Consider the following 15,460-nt stretch of genomic DNA (forward strand, 5'->3'; position numbering starts at 1 on the left):
AATTCCGACCCAATTAGAGCAATTTAGTGAAATGGGGATTTCAGGACTAGGAATACAATTTCATTTGATGGTTGAAAACTAAAAAGAGGATTCGAACAATGCAGGTGGAATACGTCTGTTCCATGATTCTTAAAACCGATAGACAGAAATGAAATAACGACTAAAAGGTGCTGTTCTGCAAACTGCGGACTGCACCTTTTTAAGTTAATTGAAGTGCATAAAAAAAGAGGGACTGAACTTTAGGTCCCCCTTAGTCAATTCATTTATAATTTATTATAGCTATTTTATATTTATAAAAAACAATTATTACATTCTCTTTGTCATATTCTAACTTCTCAATCATGACATTTATATTTACGGCATGGTGGGAGAGTAAATTCGATATGATAAACTAAATACACTTTATCTTCACATCTAATAAAATCACTTAAATGAACTGAAATTTTTGAATGACAAAGGTCTATCGGGCAATCTGATTCACATTCAGGTAAATAGCACAATACCTGATCTACAGATGTTGATCCTTGACCAGCTGCAGTTCTAAAGTCAAGTTTTTTCTTACAACCATCTATAAAAACTTCCTTAAAATTAAACCAATAACCTAATTGTCCACAAATATGAACTGCATTTAATTTAGTTTTCACTTTTTCTGGAGGACAACCTGGAATATTTATTGTTGCATAAGTAGTACACGGCTTCACTATACAATGAAGTCTTGAAAAATCAGCTGATGCATTGAATCCATATTTAGAAACAGCAAGTAAATTCACAGGTGCCTCTTTTATAAAACATGTAGAGAACTTTTTCTTACAAGGGCTATTACATTTCGAAGGATGTTTGATATATTTCTCCCACATTTCTTCTTTTGAGCCTACAAAGCTCATTTTTTCCTCATCATATAAATCTTTCATTTGCTGAGATAAGTCTATTTCAATATCAACCTGATTCATTTCAAAAAATTCTTCTGACATCATTATCCACCTCCTTTTTGCTTTATTAGTACTAGTTTATTCTGATTTAATTGTCATTTATGGTATATCAAACCATATATTACTTATTATTTTTTTTATGTAAAATAATTAGATGATTGACATAGATTATAATTTGCTTTTTTCTTAAGTAACGAAAAAAACGTTTCCATATAACAGGAAACGTTTTTTTCTAATGCACAGCACAAGCTGCCTGGTGGATGATGGATGGTCCAGAAAAGTCGATACCTTAACCGATATCCCAGGATTTAAATGATTTTTAAATGTTAAACTTTCAGCTTTTATCAAAAGAACTTTGACACGTAAGCTTTGTACTTTCATCTTTCACCTTTGAGCTTTCAAATCAGTTTAGTTGAAAGTTACCATTTGTGTAAGGCATGTTTTACGTTTTAACTCGCACACATGCCTTGAAGCGCGAGCGACTTTTCGTTTTCCATTTTCGCTAGGCCATGCAAATCTTGTTAAACTTGCACTTCAATAAAGGTTGTAGCGTTCGATTCTGATAAGACAGCGTCAACCTCTGTTTCAAATTCTTCAATCCGATTGCTCAATCTCTCTATTTGCTGTTTGGCATTTAGGGGGTCAATGATTTCAAACTCATTTCTTTTCATAAATGTTTCGGTATGTAATTTGACTTCCTCTGGCGATTGTTTATCTTTATTGCCCAATATGTTAATTAAATAGGTTTCCAGTTTTCCAGGTAATGCATCATTTTCTTTGGCAACGGTATTGATTGCTGAGCGGTGCTGATGCTGTATAATTTCTAGCAAATTCTTTTCGTATTGAATGGATTGTTTCCGCTCAATTGCCTCAGCTACAGTCATTTCCTCCTTGCCCACCATCACCTTCGTGTTTGCGTTGGACTGCACAACTAGCGCTTTTATTTTATTTCGATAGCTCATTAAGCCTACTACTTTATCATAGGATGCTTGCATTTGCTTTTCATATTCATGAATGTCTACACCATTAATTTTACGATTGCTTTTTCGATTAGCTACGACTACGCTAACCTCATTTGTGGCTGCTTCAATTCGTAGATTTAGCATCTTTAATTCTGTTAAGGCACGGTGGATAGATAGCTTTTTCATTTCAGTCATAATAAAACCTCCTTTTTAAGCAAGTGTTCTTTCATTATAAATAGAAAGATGAATAATGTCCAAAATTCCCCATTTTCTTTTTTATTGATTTCATTAGAACAAGCCTGTATAATAACTTTCTAGGTGCCAAACCTATGTAACTTGGACGGAACATCCTTGTTACGCCAAAAAACGCCATAACAGCACGGATTTGCTGGGCGTTTTTTGTTTTTTGAGCGGGAGATGAGCCCCGCTCTTTTTATTTTGCCATCGTTGTTTGTTGATGCTTGTGGCGTCCAAATATAAGTAAAACTATTGCAACAGCTAGCAAAAGCATTGCCACTAGTAAAAGGAAGCTATAATTTTTTACATATTCTAAATAAACCCCACCTAAAAATGGCCCTGTTAAACTACCAATACTTAAAGCAATTCCACAAAGTAAATTCCCCGTAGGCAGTAGCTCCTTTGGTGTCAAATCAGCCATAAATGTAATCCCTAAAGAAAACATCGAGCCAACTAGCGTACCCGTTAAGAAAAAGGCGACAGCCACAGCGAATTGTGAATGCTCTAAAAAGCTTGCAATCGCGAACATAATTGCGCCACCAAATGACCCAATCATCAAAATATTCCTTCTCCCTACTTTATCTCCTAGTGCACCAAGCGGCACTTGCGTTAAAATACCACCAAATGTAAACACAGATAAAATGATAGGAATCATGCCGACTTCAAAACCTTTGCGTAATGCATAAACAGGGAATAAGGCATTTAACGAAGATTCCAAAAACCCGTAAACGAAAGGACCTAAAAAGGCAATCCACCCAAATAAGATAGCCATTTTATACCGTTGCCATCCTCTGGCATTTAAGTCACCTGTTAAACGCTCAGGCTTTTCATTTTGTAAGAAAAATACAAAGGACCATGCAAATAGGCACATAATCGAAGATACGATAAACGGTAGGGCTTCAGCAATTTCAATTAGCTTCACCATCAGTGGTCCAACGGCAAAACCTATGCTAAATGACAAGCCATAGATGGCCATTCCCTTCCCTAAGCTTTTATGATCTGCTGTACTTGTAATCCATGTTTGTGTTGCATAATGCAGGGCATGATCGCCAACACCAATTAATAAACGAAGGACAAACCAAAAAGTCACACTTTTCCATAAAGGAAATGCAAGTAAAGACGCAAAAACTAGTGCTCCACCAATTAAAATAATCGGTTTATAGCCCCACCTGCGTAAGGGCTGCTCGATAAATGGTGAAATTAGTAATGTTCCTATGTATAAGCCAGTTGCATTCAAGCCATTCAATGCAGAGGATACCCCATCTCGTTCAAATATTATCGAAATAAGCGGTAATAGCATTCCTTGTGAAAAGCCTGATATGGATACAATTAATACTAAAATGGTAAATCTTTTTTTGCTGTAATCTGAGAAGTACGTCATTTTTTCCTCCAACATCAAGTCATTCTTCCAAAGAACAGCATACCAAAAAGCCTTAGCGCTCACCACATGTGATTTTACGCTAAGGCCTAACTAATACTTATCCTCATTTAATTGTATAAACACGAATTTCGGCTTTTGAGTATTACCGAGTACTTGTTTAAACTCCCTCCTTTTCGAGTTAGCGTTGCAAATGACTTTTTTTGATCAGCTCCTTTACTTTATCTTAAAACAACTTTAACATACATCCTCAATATTGTAAATATTCTGTCTATTGTTTTTTGAAATTAATCTTTTAGTCCTAGGTGTTTACCTAAACATTGAAATTTAAGCTCAAATCAGCTACGATGAAAGGGATGAAATGAGGTGTACGAATGTCAAAGCCAATCACTGATAAAGAGCAGCAAGTAACCTATTTAAAAGAGCGTCTTGAGATGTTTTTAGAAGTATTAGATGCCCTTGACCCTGAAACAGCTGAGTTAGAAGATATTGATCGCTTAATCCAAATGATGGATGATTTAGAGGACAAAATGGAGCAGTTTCATGCTCGTGAACAATAATGAATAAAAAACAAGCGAGCATCGTGTGCTCGCTTGTTTTTTAATGGCAATCCCAATTATAAAGTACCTTGCTAAAATCTTTATTGATTAACTCTTCCTCTGTGATAAAGAAATTGCCTACACCACAATCGCCCCAAAGAATATTGTCACCAATACTATCTATCTGTAACAGCATAATGATTGAATCTGTATAATCACCATATGCTCGTGGATCTTCTTGCGTAAAGAATGGATACCCCCCTATTTTATGACCATCACCAGTCATAGCATCATAGAAGCCGTCTTCTAATGCCTCGTCATTCTCCAAAGCTGTTAAGATACTTGCGTACATGTCATTGCTCCTAAAATCATCAATCGACATCGGTTCAACATCTGCCTTAAAGGATAATGCCATTTCACGCTCCACGGGAAAATATAGTTCCTCATCATCTATTTCTATAAATGAAAAGTCTTGAATAAGCTGTGCTTCATCTTGGGTAATTTGTTCATGGAAAATTACACGAAAGCCTTCTTGATTTTGCCCATTATCAAAATCCATTCCTAAAACATCGTCATAACCATCAATATAAAACTGCAGTATTCCCTCTTCTGGGAAATGGGGTAGGTGCTTTGGTACCTCTGCAAAGTTAATTTGAGCTAATAGCTTTAACGGTTGTCCCTTCGTGTTTTTTGGATATTCCATCGCCAACGGAAAATAAGGATCTCCTGCAAACTTACTTTGAAACAAAGATGTTTTTCTTATCTCCGTATCAACCAATACAACAGGCTTCACTGTTCCTTCTATTAACGGTCTATATTGTTCAAACGCTTCTGGTATTTCAAGTAATGTTTTAGCAGCCATACAAGTTCCTCCTAATTATGGATTTATCCTCATTTTAGAACAAACGTTCTATAAAATCAATACTCACCTACCAAATAAGGACTCTTTTTTTCATTAGTTGAAAAGAGTATAATGTAACGTGGAAATAATCAATTTTTCTATGGGGGGCAATACCAATGAATCTACAAACTTTGGAGAAAAGTCTTTACGATTTAATTACTGAAACATCTACGAATTTACCTAAGGATGTACGTCGTGCTATTAAAAAAGCAAAAGAAGCTGAGAATGCTGGTACACGTGCAGCAATGAGCTTAGACACAATCGCGAATAATATTATTATGGCAGAAGATAACGTGTCACCAATTTGCCAGGATACAGGATTACCAACTTTCAAAATCTATACTCCTGTTGGCGTAAACCAATTAGAAATTAAAGCTGCAATCAAAAAAGCAATCAATGATACAACTGCAGATGCTAAATTACGTCCAAATGCGGTGGATTCATTATCTGGTGCAAACAGTGGGAACAACCTTGGAGATGGTTTGCCAGTAATGAAATTTGAGCAATGGGAAAAAGATTACATCACAATTAAATTAATTCTAAAAGGTGGCGGCTGTGAAAATAAAAACATTCAGTACAGTTTACCATGTGAATTAGAAGGTCTTGGTCGTGCAGGTCGTGACTTAGATGGTATTCGTAAATGTATTTTACATTCTGTTTACCAAGCTCAAGGTCAAGGCTGTTCTGCTGGTTTCATTGGTGTAGGTATTGGTGGAGACCGTTCTTCTGGCTATGATTTAGCAAAAGAGCAATTATTCCGTCATGTTGAAGATACAAATCCAAATGCTGATCTTGCAAAATTAGAAGAGTATGTAGTTAAAACAGCTAACACATTTGGTATCGGTACAATGGGCTTCGGTGGTGAAGCAACATTACTAGGATGTAAAATCGGCGTAATGCACCGTATCCCTGCTTCTTTCTATGTATCAGTAGCGTATAATTGTTGGGCTTACCGTCGTATGGCTGTGGATATCGATCCTCAAACTGGCGAAATTATGAACTGGCACTACCAAGAAGGTGAAAAAATTACCTTCAAAGAAAATGAAGTAGCTGCTACAACAGAAGATACAACTACAGATGTAGTCGAACTTACTGCGCCAATTACTGAAGAACAAATTCGTTCACTAAAAGTTGGTGATGTCGTTTCTATTACTGGTCGTATGTATACTGGCCGTGATGCCATCCACCACCATTTAATGAGCCACGATGCACCAGTTGATTTAAATGGACAAGTTATTTATCACTGTGGACCTGTAATGGCTAAGGATGAAGAAGACAATTGGACAGTAAAAGCGGCTGGTCCAACTACTTCTATTCGTGAGGAGCCTTATCAAGGAGATATCATGAAAAAATTCGGTATCCGTGCTGTCATTGGTAAAGGTGGAATGGGACCAAAAACATTAAAAGCGCTTAATGAACATGGTGGCGTTTACTTGAATGCAATCGGTGGAGCAGCTCAGTACTATGCAGACTGCATTAAAGGCGTTGATGGTGTTGATTTAATGGAATTTGGTATTCCTGAAGCTATGTGGCACTTAAATGTTGAAAACTTTACAGCAGTTGTAACAATGGACTCACATGGTAACTCACTACATGCAGATGTGGATAAATCATCATTAGAAAAGCTTGCTTTGCATGCGGAAAGAGTTTTCTAATTAAATAATAGGTAGCAGTAACCCATTTTATTGCACAATTTTGTAAGGCACAGAATATTCCTAGTGAATAGACTGTGCCTTTTTCTATTTAAAAGTCTTTTTCAAATTATTTCAATCTCCTTCAAACTTCCCACTTTATTTTTACAAATTCCTTTGTTATAATAATTCTAAATAAAAGAGATGGTAAATGAAATCCATTTTCAATTGAACATCTCTATAAAATGTTATTTAATAAAGGTTTTGATATTGATTTTCATTATCAGGAGGGATATGATTGGAATACTCTAATCGAGAAAATATAAATTTAATTGAGAAAATAAAAGAACATGCAGAATTAATCGCTGCATTGATGGCCGGTATTTTCATCTTACTTGCATGGCGTTTAGACACTGGTGGACAAACAACGGCTTCTGTTCTACTGTATTTAATTGCCTTTTGTGTGGGTGGTTTCGCGAAAGCAAAAGAAGGTATTGAAGAAACGATAGAAGAACGAAAGCTAAATGTTGAGCTGTTGATGGTATTAGCGGCGATTGGTTCAGCCGCAATAGGCTATTGGACAGAGGGCGCTATCCTTATATTTATTTTTGCGGTAAGTGGTGCACTAGAAACATATGCGATGAATAAAAGTCATCGCGAAATATCAGCCCTTATGAATTTACAGCCAGAAGAAGCTTGGTTAGTGCGTGGTGGATTTGAGCCTATGAAGGTGTCAGTGTCCACATTACAAATCGGTGATCATTTATTGATTAAACCAGGTGAACGTATTCCAGCAGATGGTATTATTTTCAAAGGCCAGTCGTCCATTGATGAATCAGCTATAAGTGGAGAGCCACTGCCTATCTCAAAAAGCGAAGGGGACGAAGTATTTGCGGGCACAGTAAACTTAAATGGTGCAATTACAATGGAAATGACAAAGGCGAATTCAGAAACACTTTTCCAAAAAATTATACAGCTCGTCCAAAGTGCTCAAAGTGAAAAATCTCCCTCTCAACAATTCATCGAAAAGTTTGAGGGGACCTATGTAAAATTTGTTTTACTAGGTGTTGCCATTATGATGTTTCTTCCCCACTTCTTGCTTGGCTGGGACTGGACAACAACATTTTACCGAGCAATGGTGTTATTAGTGGTTGCTTCTCCTTGTGCACTCGTAGCATCCATTATGCCTGCCACACTCGCTACTATATCAAATGGTGCAAAAAATGGTGTGCTGTTTAAAGGTGGTTTACATTTAGAGCATCTTAGTGTATTACGTGCCTTGGCTGTCGATAAAACAGGTACTTTAACTCAAGGCAAACCAGTTGTTACAGATTTTATTGTCCGAGATGGCGTAGAGCGTGATATGGCTTTAGCAATTCTTGCAGGAATCGAATCTCAATCCAATCACCCCCTTGCCCAAGCTATTACCTCGTATGCTAAGGCTGAGGGAATCCACGCATTGCCACAAGCAACGATTGAAGATATTCCTGGCTGGGGGATAAAAGGAACGATTCATAATGAAGCTTATCAAGTAGGTAAACCAGAGTTTGTTGGTGCACAGCTTGCTAGTGATTTTGCCAACAATGCGGCTACAAAACTTGCAGCCGAGGGCAAAACAGTTATTTTCATTCGGGATCAACATGGGATTGTTGCATTAACAGCGCTAAAAGATACTGTACGCAACGAGGCTAAGAAAGCTGTAACATTATTAAAAGAGCTTGGTATTCAAGTAGTGATGCTTACAGGTGACAACGAAAAAACGGCCAAAGTTATTGCGCAGGAAGCTGGCGTTACTGAATATGTCGCAGAATGTCTGCCTGAAACGAAGGTTACTGAAATGAAACGCCTACTTACACAGCATCAATTCGTTGGCATGGTAGGCGATGGTATTAATGATGCCCCTGCATTGGCTACGGCAACTACTGGCATTGCTATGGGTGAAGGAACAGACGTTGCGCTAGAAACAGCCGATGTTGTGCTGATGAAAAATGACTTATCGAAAATCGCCTATGCTGTTCGTTTATCACGTAAAATGCAACGTATTGTGAAACAAAATATTTTCTTCTCTATTGGGGTCATTATGTTATTAATTGCCTCTAACTTTTTACAAGTAGTCGACTTACCTTTAGGCGTAATCGGGCATGAAGGGAGTACAATACTAGTTATTCTAAATGGTTTACGTATGCTCAATAAAAATGTTTAACATCAATTATGCCTCAGCGTAATTGCGTCCTAATTTTTTTAGAGCTTGCTCGAAAAAATCTGTGACATCCGATGGGGCTTCAATATTGTTTCAGTCGTTGTGTAAACACCCATTGAACAATTGGTGCATTTAAAATAGCCTCGCTACTCTTTATGAGTTTAGCGAGGCTTTTGTTAATGCTTATTATTTCCTTATCGACGAATTTCCTTTTGAAGTGCTCTTTTCTGCATGGTAGCGTTTAATACGCCACCAAAGATTAAAATGATTCCCGTAAAGTATAGCCAGAGCATTAAAATAATGACGCCACCAATACTACCATATGTAGCAGAATAATTTGCAAAATTATTAATATAAAAAGAGAAACCATATGTGACTGCTAACCAAGCAAGTGTAGCAAACACCGCCCCTGGCCATACGCCCATTACTTTCAAACGTGGACTGGTATTTGGCACAAACCAATAGATGCCCATTAAAACAACAAAAATCAGTAATGGCGGTATCGACCATCTTAATCTATGCCAGACCGATTCAAATTGCTCCTCTATTCCGACGATTGAGAATAGGAAATGTCCAATTTGCTGTCCGAAGACGGGTAATAAGAGAGCAACAGCAATAACAATGACGAGGGCGATTGTAAAAACTAATGATAAGCCCCTATCCAATATACCTGCTCTCCCCTCTGTATCGTAGGCTTTATTTAAAGAACGAATGAGTGCATTAATGCCTTTAGATGCAGACCAAATTGTACCGAGAACCCCAATGGACAATAAACTACTATTTCGATTCGTTAAAATCTCATTCAGTGTATTTTCAATAAGCTTATACACCTCATCAGGTAATACATTCACTAAAAATGCATAGACCTGTGTCGTTTCTAAGTTAAGATATGGTAGTAGTGTCACTAAGAAAATAAGTAAGGGGAAGAACGATAGTAAAAAGAAATAAGCCAATTGTGCAGCAAGCGCAGATATTTCAACTCGCTTGAGCCGACCTATTAAATCTTGGATAAAGCCCTTGGATGTCATAATATCAATCGCTCCCTCCTCTGGAGAGACAAACGATTTTACAAACCCAAAAGCGTTATGCAATGTTGCTTTATTCTTTTCCATACAATTCCTCCTAAAACGACCTTTACTCCTTATCAGGTAAAGTAAAGGCTGATTTCGTATCTTCAATCATTCCCTGTATCGTGGAAGGTAAATCCTTAAATTCATCCACCTTTTCAGCAATTGTGTTGACATTATCTGACACGCTTTCACAAAGCACCTTTGCCGCTAATACTTTTTCCTCAACCAAAACCTGCAATTCTTCTCGATTTGCTGCATAGTATGAGATGGCTTCCTTCATCTTTTTTGTTGAGGCAATTGTTTTTTCACGTGTAGCACGATCTAACATACTTAATGCTGCTCCTACTGCTGCTCCTGCTACAATAGATGCGAATAATTTACTTTGACCCATATTAAAACCCCCTGCTTGTATAGTTGCATATTCCCTATTATTTCATAAATAAACAGTCTACTGCACTTATTCTACCCAATAACAGTCTATTTTTAAAGCAATGTCCAATTACGGAGTTGACATTTTTTTTATTCAATGAAATGATATGTGCGAGGATTATGAAAGGTAGGGTAAAAAATGGATTTATCAGTTCCATCTAAAGAAAACGTTGTGTATATGGTCGATCAAATGAAGGACAAGCTTCGCATGGTGAATGTCGATGCGATGAAATCAGAAAACTTCGATGAAGCCAATTATGAAGATTTAGTGTATTTATATGAAATGGTTATGAAAAGAGAAACTTTTAGTCCAAGTGAAATGCAAGCGATTGTTGCTGAGTTAGGATCTTTACGTAAATAGGTAAAATGAAAAGCTATTAGCGAAAGACATTTGTCTGCTGCTAATAGCTTTTTTATTACTGTGTACTCTTCGTTTCTGAACCATCCTCAGTAACTAATGGTTGAATTAATACCTCTACACGACGATTCTTTGCGCGTCCTTCGGCTGTGTCATTCGGTGCAATCGCACGGTACTCACCGTTTCCTTTTGCACTAAAGCGCGTAGGATCTAATTGGTCATTACTTTCAATAAGAAGATTTAAAAAATTCGTTGCACGCAATACAGATAGCTCAAAGTTTGATGAGAAGTTCGGACCTGCTGGTACATTATCTGTATGACCTGTAATAACAATATTTCGAGCTGGATCAGATACCAGCATAGTTGATAGCTCTTTGGCAATAGGGACATACTCAGGCTTAACTATTGCTTGCCCTGGATCGAATAAAATACTATCACGGATTGTCACAAGCAGCCCTTCATCGGTCATTTCTGTGGCAAATTGATCTTCCATTTCATTGACTGCAATAAAATTATCCACACTATCTTTTATTTCAGCTAACTCCTGTTGATCCTTTAAATAGGCAGAGTTTTGCTGTGGCGTTTGGTCGCTATCCGCATTCGGAGTAGGCACTGGTGCAGGTTGCTCTAGAAAACTAGTTCCACCATCAAATACTTGATTAAAAACTGCCGACATTCTTTCTAGCTTTTCTTGGTCGACTGAACTTGAGGCAAACAAAATAATAAACACGGCTAGCAGTAAAGTTAAAATATCTGCGTATGGAACTAACCAAGATTCATCAATATGTTCATCATGCTTTTTTTTCTTAGCTTTCTTTGCCAAGGCCACCCGCCCCGCTTTCACCAGAAATTTGACGACGTTCTTCCATCGTTAAGTATGATGAAAGTTTCTGTTCAATTACACGAGGAGCCTCCCCTTCTAATACTGAAAGGATACCCTCAATCATCATTCTCTTTTGTTTTACCTCTAAAGCAGACTTACGCTTTAGCTTGTTCGCAAATGGATGCCATAAAACATACCCTGTAAAGATACCGAGTAATGTAGCCATGAAGGCAGCTGAAATAGCATGTCCTAGCTTTTCGATATCGTTCATATCAGCCAATGCGGCGATTAACCCTACTACTGCACCAAGAACCCCTAAAGTAGGTGCATATGTACCTGCTTGTGTAAAAATAGCTGCTCCACTAGTATGACGTTCTTCCATCGCTTCTACTTCTTCCGTTAGAACATCACGTATGTAGTCAGCATTTTGACCATCAATTGCTAATGTAAGACCATTTTTCAAAAATGGGTCTTCAATTTCTGAGGCTTTACTTTCAAGCGCTAATAACCCTTCACGACGAGCTAAGTCAGCCCATTGTGAAAACATTTTAATAATCTCTATATCATTCGCTAATTTTGTTTCTTTAAAAAGAATTTTAAATAGCTTTGGTACACGCTTTAACTCCTGCATCGGAAAGGCAATTGTTACTGCGGACATAGTACCAAAAATGATAATTAGGATAGCTGCAGGGTTATAAAATGCAGATAAACTAACACCCTTCATTACCATCCCTGTTAATAATGCTACAAAAGCAAGTATTAACCCTATAATCGACGACTTATCCATTCTAGAACCTCCAAATCTACTATCTAATGTTATTTCGTCTTTTTTTCCATATTTTAAATATATAATCCTAGTATAAATGTATTTCATATATTTTTCGATGTAATTAATGCTTTTTATTCACATTTCGACCATTTTTGATTATATTGAATTAAGAATATTACACTTAACTGTCTTAAATTGAAAGGGGATATGATTTTGTTATTATCGTTGGACACAAAATTACTAAAATATGCAGAGTTAGCGGTGAAAGTAGGAGTAAATATCCAAAAAGATCAGTATCTTTATATAAGCTGTTCGACTGATAATCTAAAACTTGCACAAATAATTACTAAAATAGCCTATAAAAATGGTGCAAAACAAGTTTTTGTCGATATATCCGATGATGAACTTGTACGTGCTCGCTATGAAGGAGCACCAAAAGACTCATTTGATTTCTTCCCACCTTGGAAAGTGCAGGAACGTGAATGGTTAGCTGAACACGGTGCTGCTTTCTTAAGCATTAGTTCTCAAAATCCAGATTTATTAAAAGGAATTGAACGTGATAGAATCATGACATTCCAAAAAGCATCTGGTCAAGCACTTGCAAACTATTATCAGTGGCTACAGGCAGATAAATTTAGCTGGTCAGTCATTGCTGCACCTTCTAAGGCTTGGGCAGCGAAAGTATTTCCTCACTTACCAGAAGAACAACAAATAGATGCATTATGGGAAGCTATCTTTGCAGCAACACGTATTGACGTTGAAAACTCTGTTGAAGCTTGGCATGCCCATGATCAGGAATTACATAGCAAAGCTGATTATTTAAATGCAAAGCAATTTAAGTCACTATACTATACTGCTCCAGGCACGGATCTAACAATTGAGCTGCCTCCACATCATGTGTGGGCAGGCGGTAGTAGTATTAGCACACAAGGCCAAACATTTATGGCCAATATGCCAACTGAAGAAATTTTTACAGCACCTTTAAGAACAGGTGTTAATGGTTATGTAACAAGCACTAAGCCTTTAAGCTATGGCGGCAATATTATAGACAATTTCACATTAACATTTAAAGATGGTCGGATCATTGACGTCAAGGCGGAGCAAGGCCAAGAAATTTTAGCTTCCCTTATTGAAACGGATGAGGGTGCTCATTACCTTGGGGAAATAGCATTAGTACCACATAAATCACCTATTTCACAATCGAACTTATTATTTTACAATACATTGTTTGATGAAAATGCATCCAATCATTTAGCCATTGGTAGTGCCTATGCCTTTTGCATTGAGGGTGGTAAAGAAATGACTACTGAGGAGCTAAGTGCGCATGGACTTAACCAAAGTTTGACACATGTAGACTTTATGATCGGATCGAGCAACATGAATATAGATGGAATAACACAGGATGATCAAATAGACCCAATATTCCGCAATGGAAATTGGGCATTCTAAATAATCCATTCCTACTAATAGTATTCTAGGCTAAGTATGTTAAGGTTGTCATAAATTATCCTTAGATTTTCCTAGTAACCTATTGTATAATTGTTTTAGGGAAATTTAGTAGATCATTTAAGTAGAGAGGAGCTCTAATAATGTTCATTACAACTGTTCTTGGCTTTTCAGCAGTTTTATTAATTTCAACGGGATTCTTCATCCACTACCTACAAGTTGGTTTAGATAGCAAGTCTTCAGTAACTGTAGATCCAAAGCCAAACGAAAAATTTTAATGTGTAAAAAACAGCTACTATATAGGTAGCTGTTTTTTTATCGCTTACAAGTTATTTAATCTACTAAAGCGTAAGAAACTGCTCCTTTATTGTAAAAATTATCTGAATAAAGTCTTTATTGTTTGCATATTGAAAATTTTGCTCTACAATATTTTTTGTAAGGAAGGGAGCAATATTCATGACAATGTTACAAGATATTCTAGAATTTAACAAAGAGTTTGTACAAGAAAAAAAATATGAACCATTCATCACTACGAAATATCCTGATAAACGTATTGTTGTTTTATCTTGTATGGATACTCGTCTTGTAGAGCTTTTACCAAAAGCGATGAATTTGCGTAATGGCGATGTAAAAATAGTGAAAAGTGCTGGTGCGTTAGTGAGCCATCCTTTCGGTGCAGTTATGCGTAGTTTATTAGTTGCTGTCTACGGCCTACAAGCCGATGAAGTGTATGTCGTGGGACATTATGACTGTGGTATGAGCGCGGTTGATCCTGATGCCATGCTAAGCGAAATGGTGAAGCGAGGCATTGATCCAGAAACCATCAAAATGTTGGAATATTCTGGTTTTGATTTAAAGGATTTTTTACGAGGTTTCGGTGATGTAGCAACAAGTGTTAAGAAAAGTGTCGATACAATTCGTAATCACCCTTTAATGGTAAAAGACGTGCCTGTCCATGGTTTAATTATTGATCCGAATACAGGTCATCTAGATATAATTGAAGATGGTAACAAACAATAAAATGACTTTTTGATGTACAGTAATAAATGAACAAGTGCCTACCCCTCACTACGGGAGATAGGCACTTGTTATTCTATTCATCCTCTAAACGTGCATACATATAATGATCTACCCAGTGACCATTGATATACAGCAGCTTTCTTAGCAGACCTTCCTGTTGAAATCCAGCCTTCTCTAAGACACGCATGGAGGCGCTATTTTGTGTTGACACATATGCCTCTACACGATGTAGACCAATTTGCTCAAATGCGAATCGAACCACCATATTCACAGCTTCTGTGACAATGCCCTTCCCTACGTAAATTTCATCCATCGCATAGCCAACAAATGCACTTGAGTATGGTAAGCGTTTTACAGCATAAAGTGCAATATGTCCTATTAGATTGTTTGTACCATGCTCAAAAATACCAAACGTAAATTCTCGCTTTGACTCCATTAAATAGAGACTTTCTTGAATTTTTTTGTATTGAGCGTCAACTGTATAGTATTCAGGTCTTTGCAGTGGCTCATATATAGACCAAAAGTATTTATTACGGCTTACGAGACCCATTAAACTTCGTGCATCTTTTTCTTGGAATGTGCGGATGTAGCATTTTTCCCCCTTTATCGTTACCACATTCCCACCCTTTTTTCTTAATAGATTCCAAATTTTAAGCACCATTCTCCACACTAGCCTTCCAATAAATATCAATACATTCCTTTTTGTTACATTGGCTACAATCCATTGATTGAAAACCCTATTTATATTTTATTGTATGTAAAAAAAGA

At 37.0% G+C, this 15,460-nt stretch carries 16 protein-coding genes; 7 read left to right on the top strand and 9 right to left on the bottom strand.

What is annotated here, in order from left to right; all coding sequences use genetic code 11:
• Positions 1 to 335 precede the first annotated feature (335 nt).
• The 3 genes from MHB65_RS21130 to MHB65_RS21140 all read right to left on the bottom strand — a co-directional run bounded on the left by MHB65_RS21130 (position 336) and on the right by MHB65_RS21140 (position 3,509).
• Positions 336 to 974, bottom strand: coding sequence for a hypothetical protein (locus MHB65_RS21130; RefSeq protein WP_342441617.1), 639 nt, complete (start codon positions 972 to 974; stop codon positions 336 to 338).
• Positions 975 to 1,450: 476 nt separating this feature from the next.
• Positions 1,451 to 2,086 (bottom strand): hypothetical protein, encoded by a 636-nt coding sequence (locus MHB65_RS21135; RefSeq protein WP_342441618.1) that lies wholly within the window; start codon positions 2,084 to 2,086, stop codon positions 1,451 to 1,453.
• 238 nt (positions 2,087 to 2,324) lie between these two features.
• Positions 2,325 to 3,509 carry an MFS transporter gene (locus MHB65_RS21140; protein WP_342441619.1) on the bottom strand — a complete coding sequence of 395 codons (1,185 nt, stop codon included), beginning with the start codon at positions 3,507 to 3,509 and terminating at the stop codon, positions 2,325 to 2,327.
• 371 nt (positions 3,510 to 3,880) lie between these two features.
• Between MHB65_RS21140 and MHB65_RS21145 the strand changes: the two genes are divergently transcribed.
• Positions 3,881 to 4,066, top strand: a complete 186-nt coding sequence (locus MHB65_RS21145; protein ID WP_016995373.1) for an SE1561 family protein — start codon at positions 3,881 to 3,883, stop codon at positions 4,064 to 4,066.
• Between the two features lie 40 nt (positions 4,067 to 4,106).
• On the opposite strand, the gene MHB65_RS21150 is transcribed toward MHB65_RS21145, so the two are convergent.
• The gene (locus MHB65_RS21150) at positions 4,107 to 4,907 is read right to left on the bottom strand and encodes a YwqG family protein (protein ID WP_342441620.1); all 801 of its coding nucleotides are present in this window, start codon (positions 4,905 to 4,907) and stop codon (positions 4,107 to 4,109) included.
• 155 nt (positions 4,908 to 5,062) lie between these two features.
• Here MHB65_RS21150 and MHB65_RS21155 point away from each other — a divergent pair, with 155 nt between their 5' ends.
• Positions 5,063 to 6,601, top strand: a complete 1,539-nt coding sequence (locus MHB65_RS21155) for a fumarate hydratase (RefSeq protein WP_205445631.1) — start codon at positions 5,063 to 5,065, stop codon at positions 6,599 to 6,601.
• Positions 6,602 to 6,875: 274 nt separating this feature from the next.
• Positions 6,876 to 8,780 (top strand): heavy metal translocating P-type ATPase, encoded by a 1,905-nt coding sequence (locus MHB65_RS21160; RefSeq protein WP_342441621.1) that lies wholly within the window; start codon positions 6,876 to 6,878, stop codon positions 8,778 to 8,780.
• 191 nt (positions 8,781 to 8,971) lie between these two features.
• Here the strand turns inward: MHB65_RS21160 and MHB65_RS21165 are convergent, their stop codons facing one another.
• Complete coding sequence (locus tag MHB65_RS21165) at positions 8,972 to 9,889, bottom strand: YihY/virulence factor BrkB family protein (RefSeq protein WP_342441622.1); 918 nt, start codon at positions 9,887 to 9,889, stop codon at positions 8,972 to 8,974.
• Between the two features lie 22 nt (positions 9,890 to 9,911).
• A complete protein-coding gene (locus MHB65_RS21170) occupies positions 9,912 to 10,238 on the bottom strand; it encodes a YtxH domain-containing protein (RefSeq protein ID WP_205445635.1) in 327 nt (108 codons plus the stop codon).
• A gap of 177 nt (positions 10,239 to 10,415) precedes the next feature.
• On the opposite strand from MHB65_RS21170, the gene MHB65_RS21175 reads away from it, so the two are divergent.
• Entirely contained in the window at positions 10,416 to 10,637 is a 222-nt protein-coding gene (locus tag MHB65_RS21175; protein WP_016995366.1) for a DUF1128 domain-containing protein, read from the top strand.
• A 55-nt stretch (positions 10,638 to 10,692) separates the two neighbouring features.
• Here the strand turns inward: MHB65_RS21175 and motB are convergent, their stop codons facing one another.
• Positions 10,693 to 11,457 (bottom strand): flagellar motor protein MotB, encoded by a 765-nt coding sequence (gene motB / locus MHB65_RS21180; RefSeq protein WP_342441623.1) that lies wholly within the window; start codon positions 11,455 to 11,457, stop codon positions 10,693 to 10,695.
• Positions 11,441 to 12,244 (bottom strand): flagellar motor stator protein MotA, encoded by an 804-nt coding sequence (gene motA, locus MHB65_RS21185; protein ID WP_205445636.1) that lies wholly within the window; start codon positions 12,242 to 12,244, stop codon positions 11,441 to 11,443. Before motA ends, motB begins: the two co-directional genes overlap by 17 nt.
• A gap of 189 nt (positions 12,245 to 12,433) precedes the next feature.
• Between motA and MHB65_RS21190 the strand changes: the two genes are divergently transcribed.
• From MHB65_RS21190 to MHB65_RS21200, 3 genes are all read left to right on the top strand, one after another.
• Complete coding sequence (locus tag MHB65_RS21190; protein WP_342441624.1) at positions 12,434 to 13,675, top strand: aminopeptidase; 1,242 nt, start codon at positions 12,434 to 12,436, stop codon at positions 13,673 to 13,675.
• A 140-nt stretch (positions 13,676 to 13,815) separates the two neighbouring features.
• Complete coding sequence (locus tag MHB65_RS21195) at positions 13,816 to 13,950, top strand: hypothetical protein (RefSeq protein ID WP_004225590.1); 135 nt, start codon at positions 13,816 to 13,818, stop codon at positions 13,948 to 13,950.
• A gap of 178 nt (positions 13,951 to 14,128) precedes the next feature.
• Positions 14,129 to 14,692, top strand: a complete 564-nt coding sequence (locus MHB65_RS21200) for a carbonic anhydrase (protein ID WP_205445640.1) — start codon at positions 14,129 to 14,131, stop codon at positions 14,690 to 14,692.
• Between the two features lie 73 nt (positions 14,693 to 14,765).
• Here MHB65_RS21200 and MHB65_RS21205 read toward each other — a convergent pair whose 3' ends face one another.
• Positions 14,766 to 15,353 (bottom strand): GNAT family protein, encoded by a 588-nt coding sequence (locus MHB65_RS21205; protein ID WP_342441625.1) that lies wholly within the window; start codon positions 15,351 to 15,353, stop codon positions 14,766 to 14,768.
• Between the last annotated feature and the right edge of the window lie 107 nt (positions 15,354 to 15,460).

This window comes from Lysinibacillus sp. FSL K6-0075, from assembly GCF_038592945.1.
Lineage (GTDB): Bacteria > Bacillota > Bacilli > Bacillales_A > Planococcaceae > Lysinibacillus > Lysinibacillus fusiformis_F.

Bases quoted from the DNA above. Each gene is read 5' to 3' on its own strand.
- MHB65_RS21130 (WP_342441617.1), bottom strand. From the start codon at position 974: ATGATGTCAGAAGAATTTTTTGAAATGAATCAGGTTGATATTGAAATA.
- MHB65_RS21135 (WP_342441618.1), bottom strand. From the start codon at position 2,086: ATGACTGAAATGAAAAAGCTATCTATCCACCGTGCCTTAACAGAATTA.
- MHB65_RS21140 (WP_342441619.1), bottom strand. From the start codon at position 3,509: ATGACGTACTTCTCAGATTACAGCAAAAAAAGATTTACCATTTTAGTA.
- MHB65_RS21145 (WP_016995373.1), top strand. From the start codon at position 3,881: ATGTCAAAGCCAATCACTGATAAAGAGCAGCAAGTAACCTATTTAAAA.
- MHB65_RS21150 (WP_342441620.1), bottom strand. From the start codon at position 4,907: ATGGCTGCTAAAACATTACTTGAAATACCAGAAGCGTTTGAACAATAT.
- MHB65_RS21155 (WP_205445631.1), top strand. From the start codon at position 5,063: ATGAATCTACAAACTTTGGAGAAAAGTCTTTACGATTTAATTACTGAA.
- MHB65_RS21165 (WP_342441622.1), bottom strand. From the start codon at position 9,889: ATGGAAAAGAATAAAGCAACATTGCATAACGCTTTTGGGTTTGTAAAA.
- MHB65_RS21170 (WP_205445635.1), bottom strand. From the start codon at position 10,238: ATGGGTCAAAGTAAATTATTCGCATCTATTGTAGCAGGAGCAGCAGTA.
- MHB65_RS21175 (WP_016995366.1), top strand. From the start codon at position 10,416: ATGGATTTATCAGTTCCATCTAAAGAAAACGTTGTGTATATGGTCGAT.
- motA (WP_205445636.1), bottom strand. From the start codon at position 12,244: ATGGATAAGTCGTCGATTATAGGGTTAATACTTGCTTTTGTAGCATTA.
- MHB65_RS21190 (WP_342441624.1), top strand. From the start codon at position 12,434: ATGATTTTGTTATTATCGTTGGACACAAAATTACTAAAATATGCAGAG.
- MHB65_RS21195 (WP_004225590.1), top strand. From the start codon at position 13,816: ATGTTCATTACAACTGTTCTTGGCTTTTCAGCAGTTTTATTAATTTCA.
- MHB65_RS21200 (WP_205445640.1), top strand. From the start codon at position 14,129: ATGACAATGTTACAAGATATTCTAGAATTTAACAAAGAGTTTGTACAA.
- MHB65_RS21205 (WP_342441625.1), bottom strand. From the start codon at position 15,353: ATGGTGCTTAAAATTTGGAATCTATTAAGAAAAAAGGGTGGGAATGTG.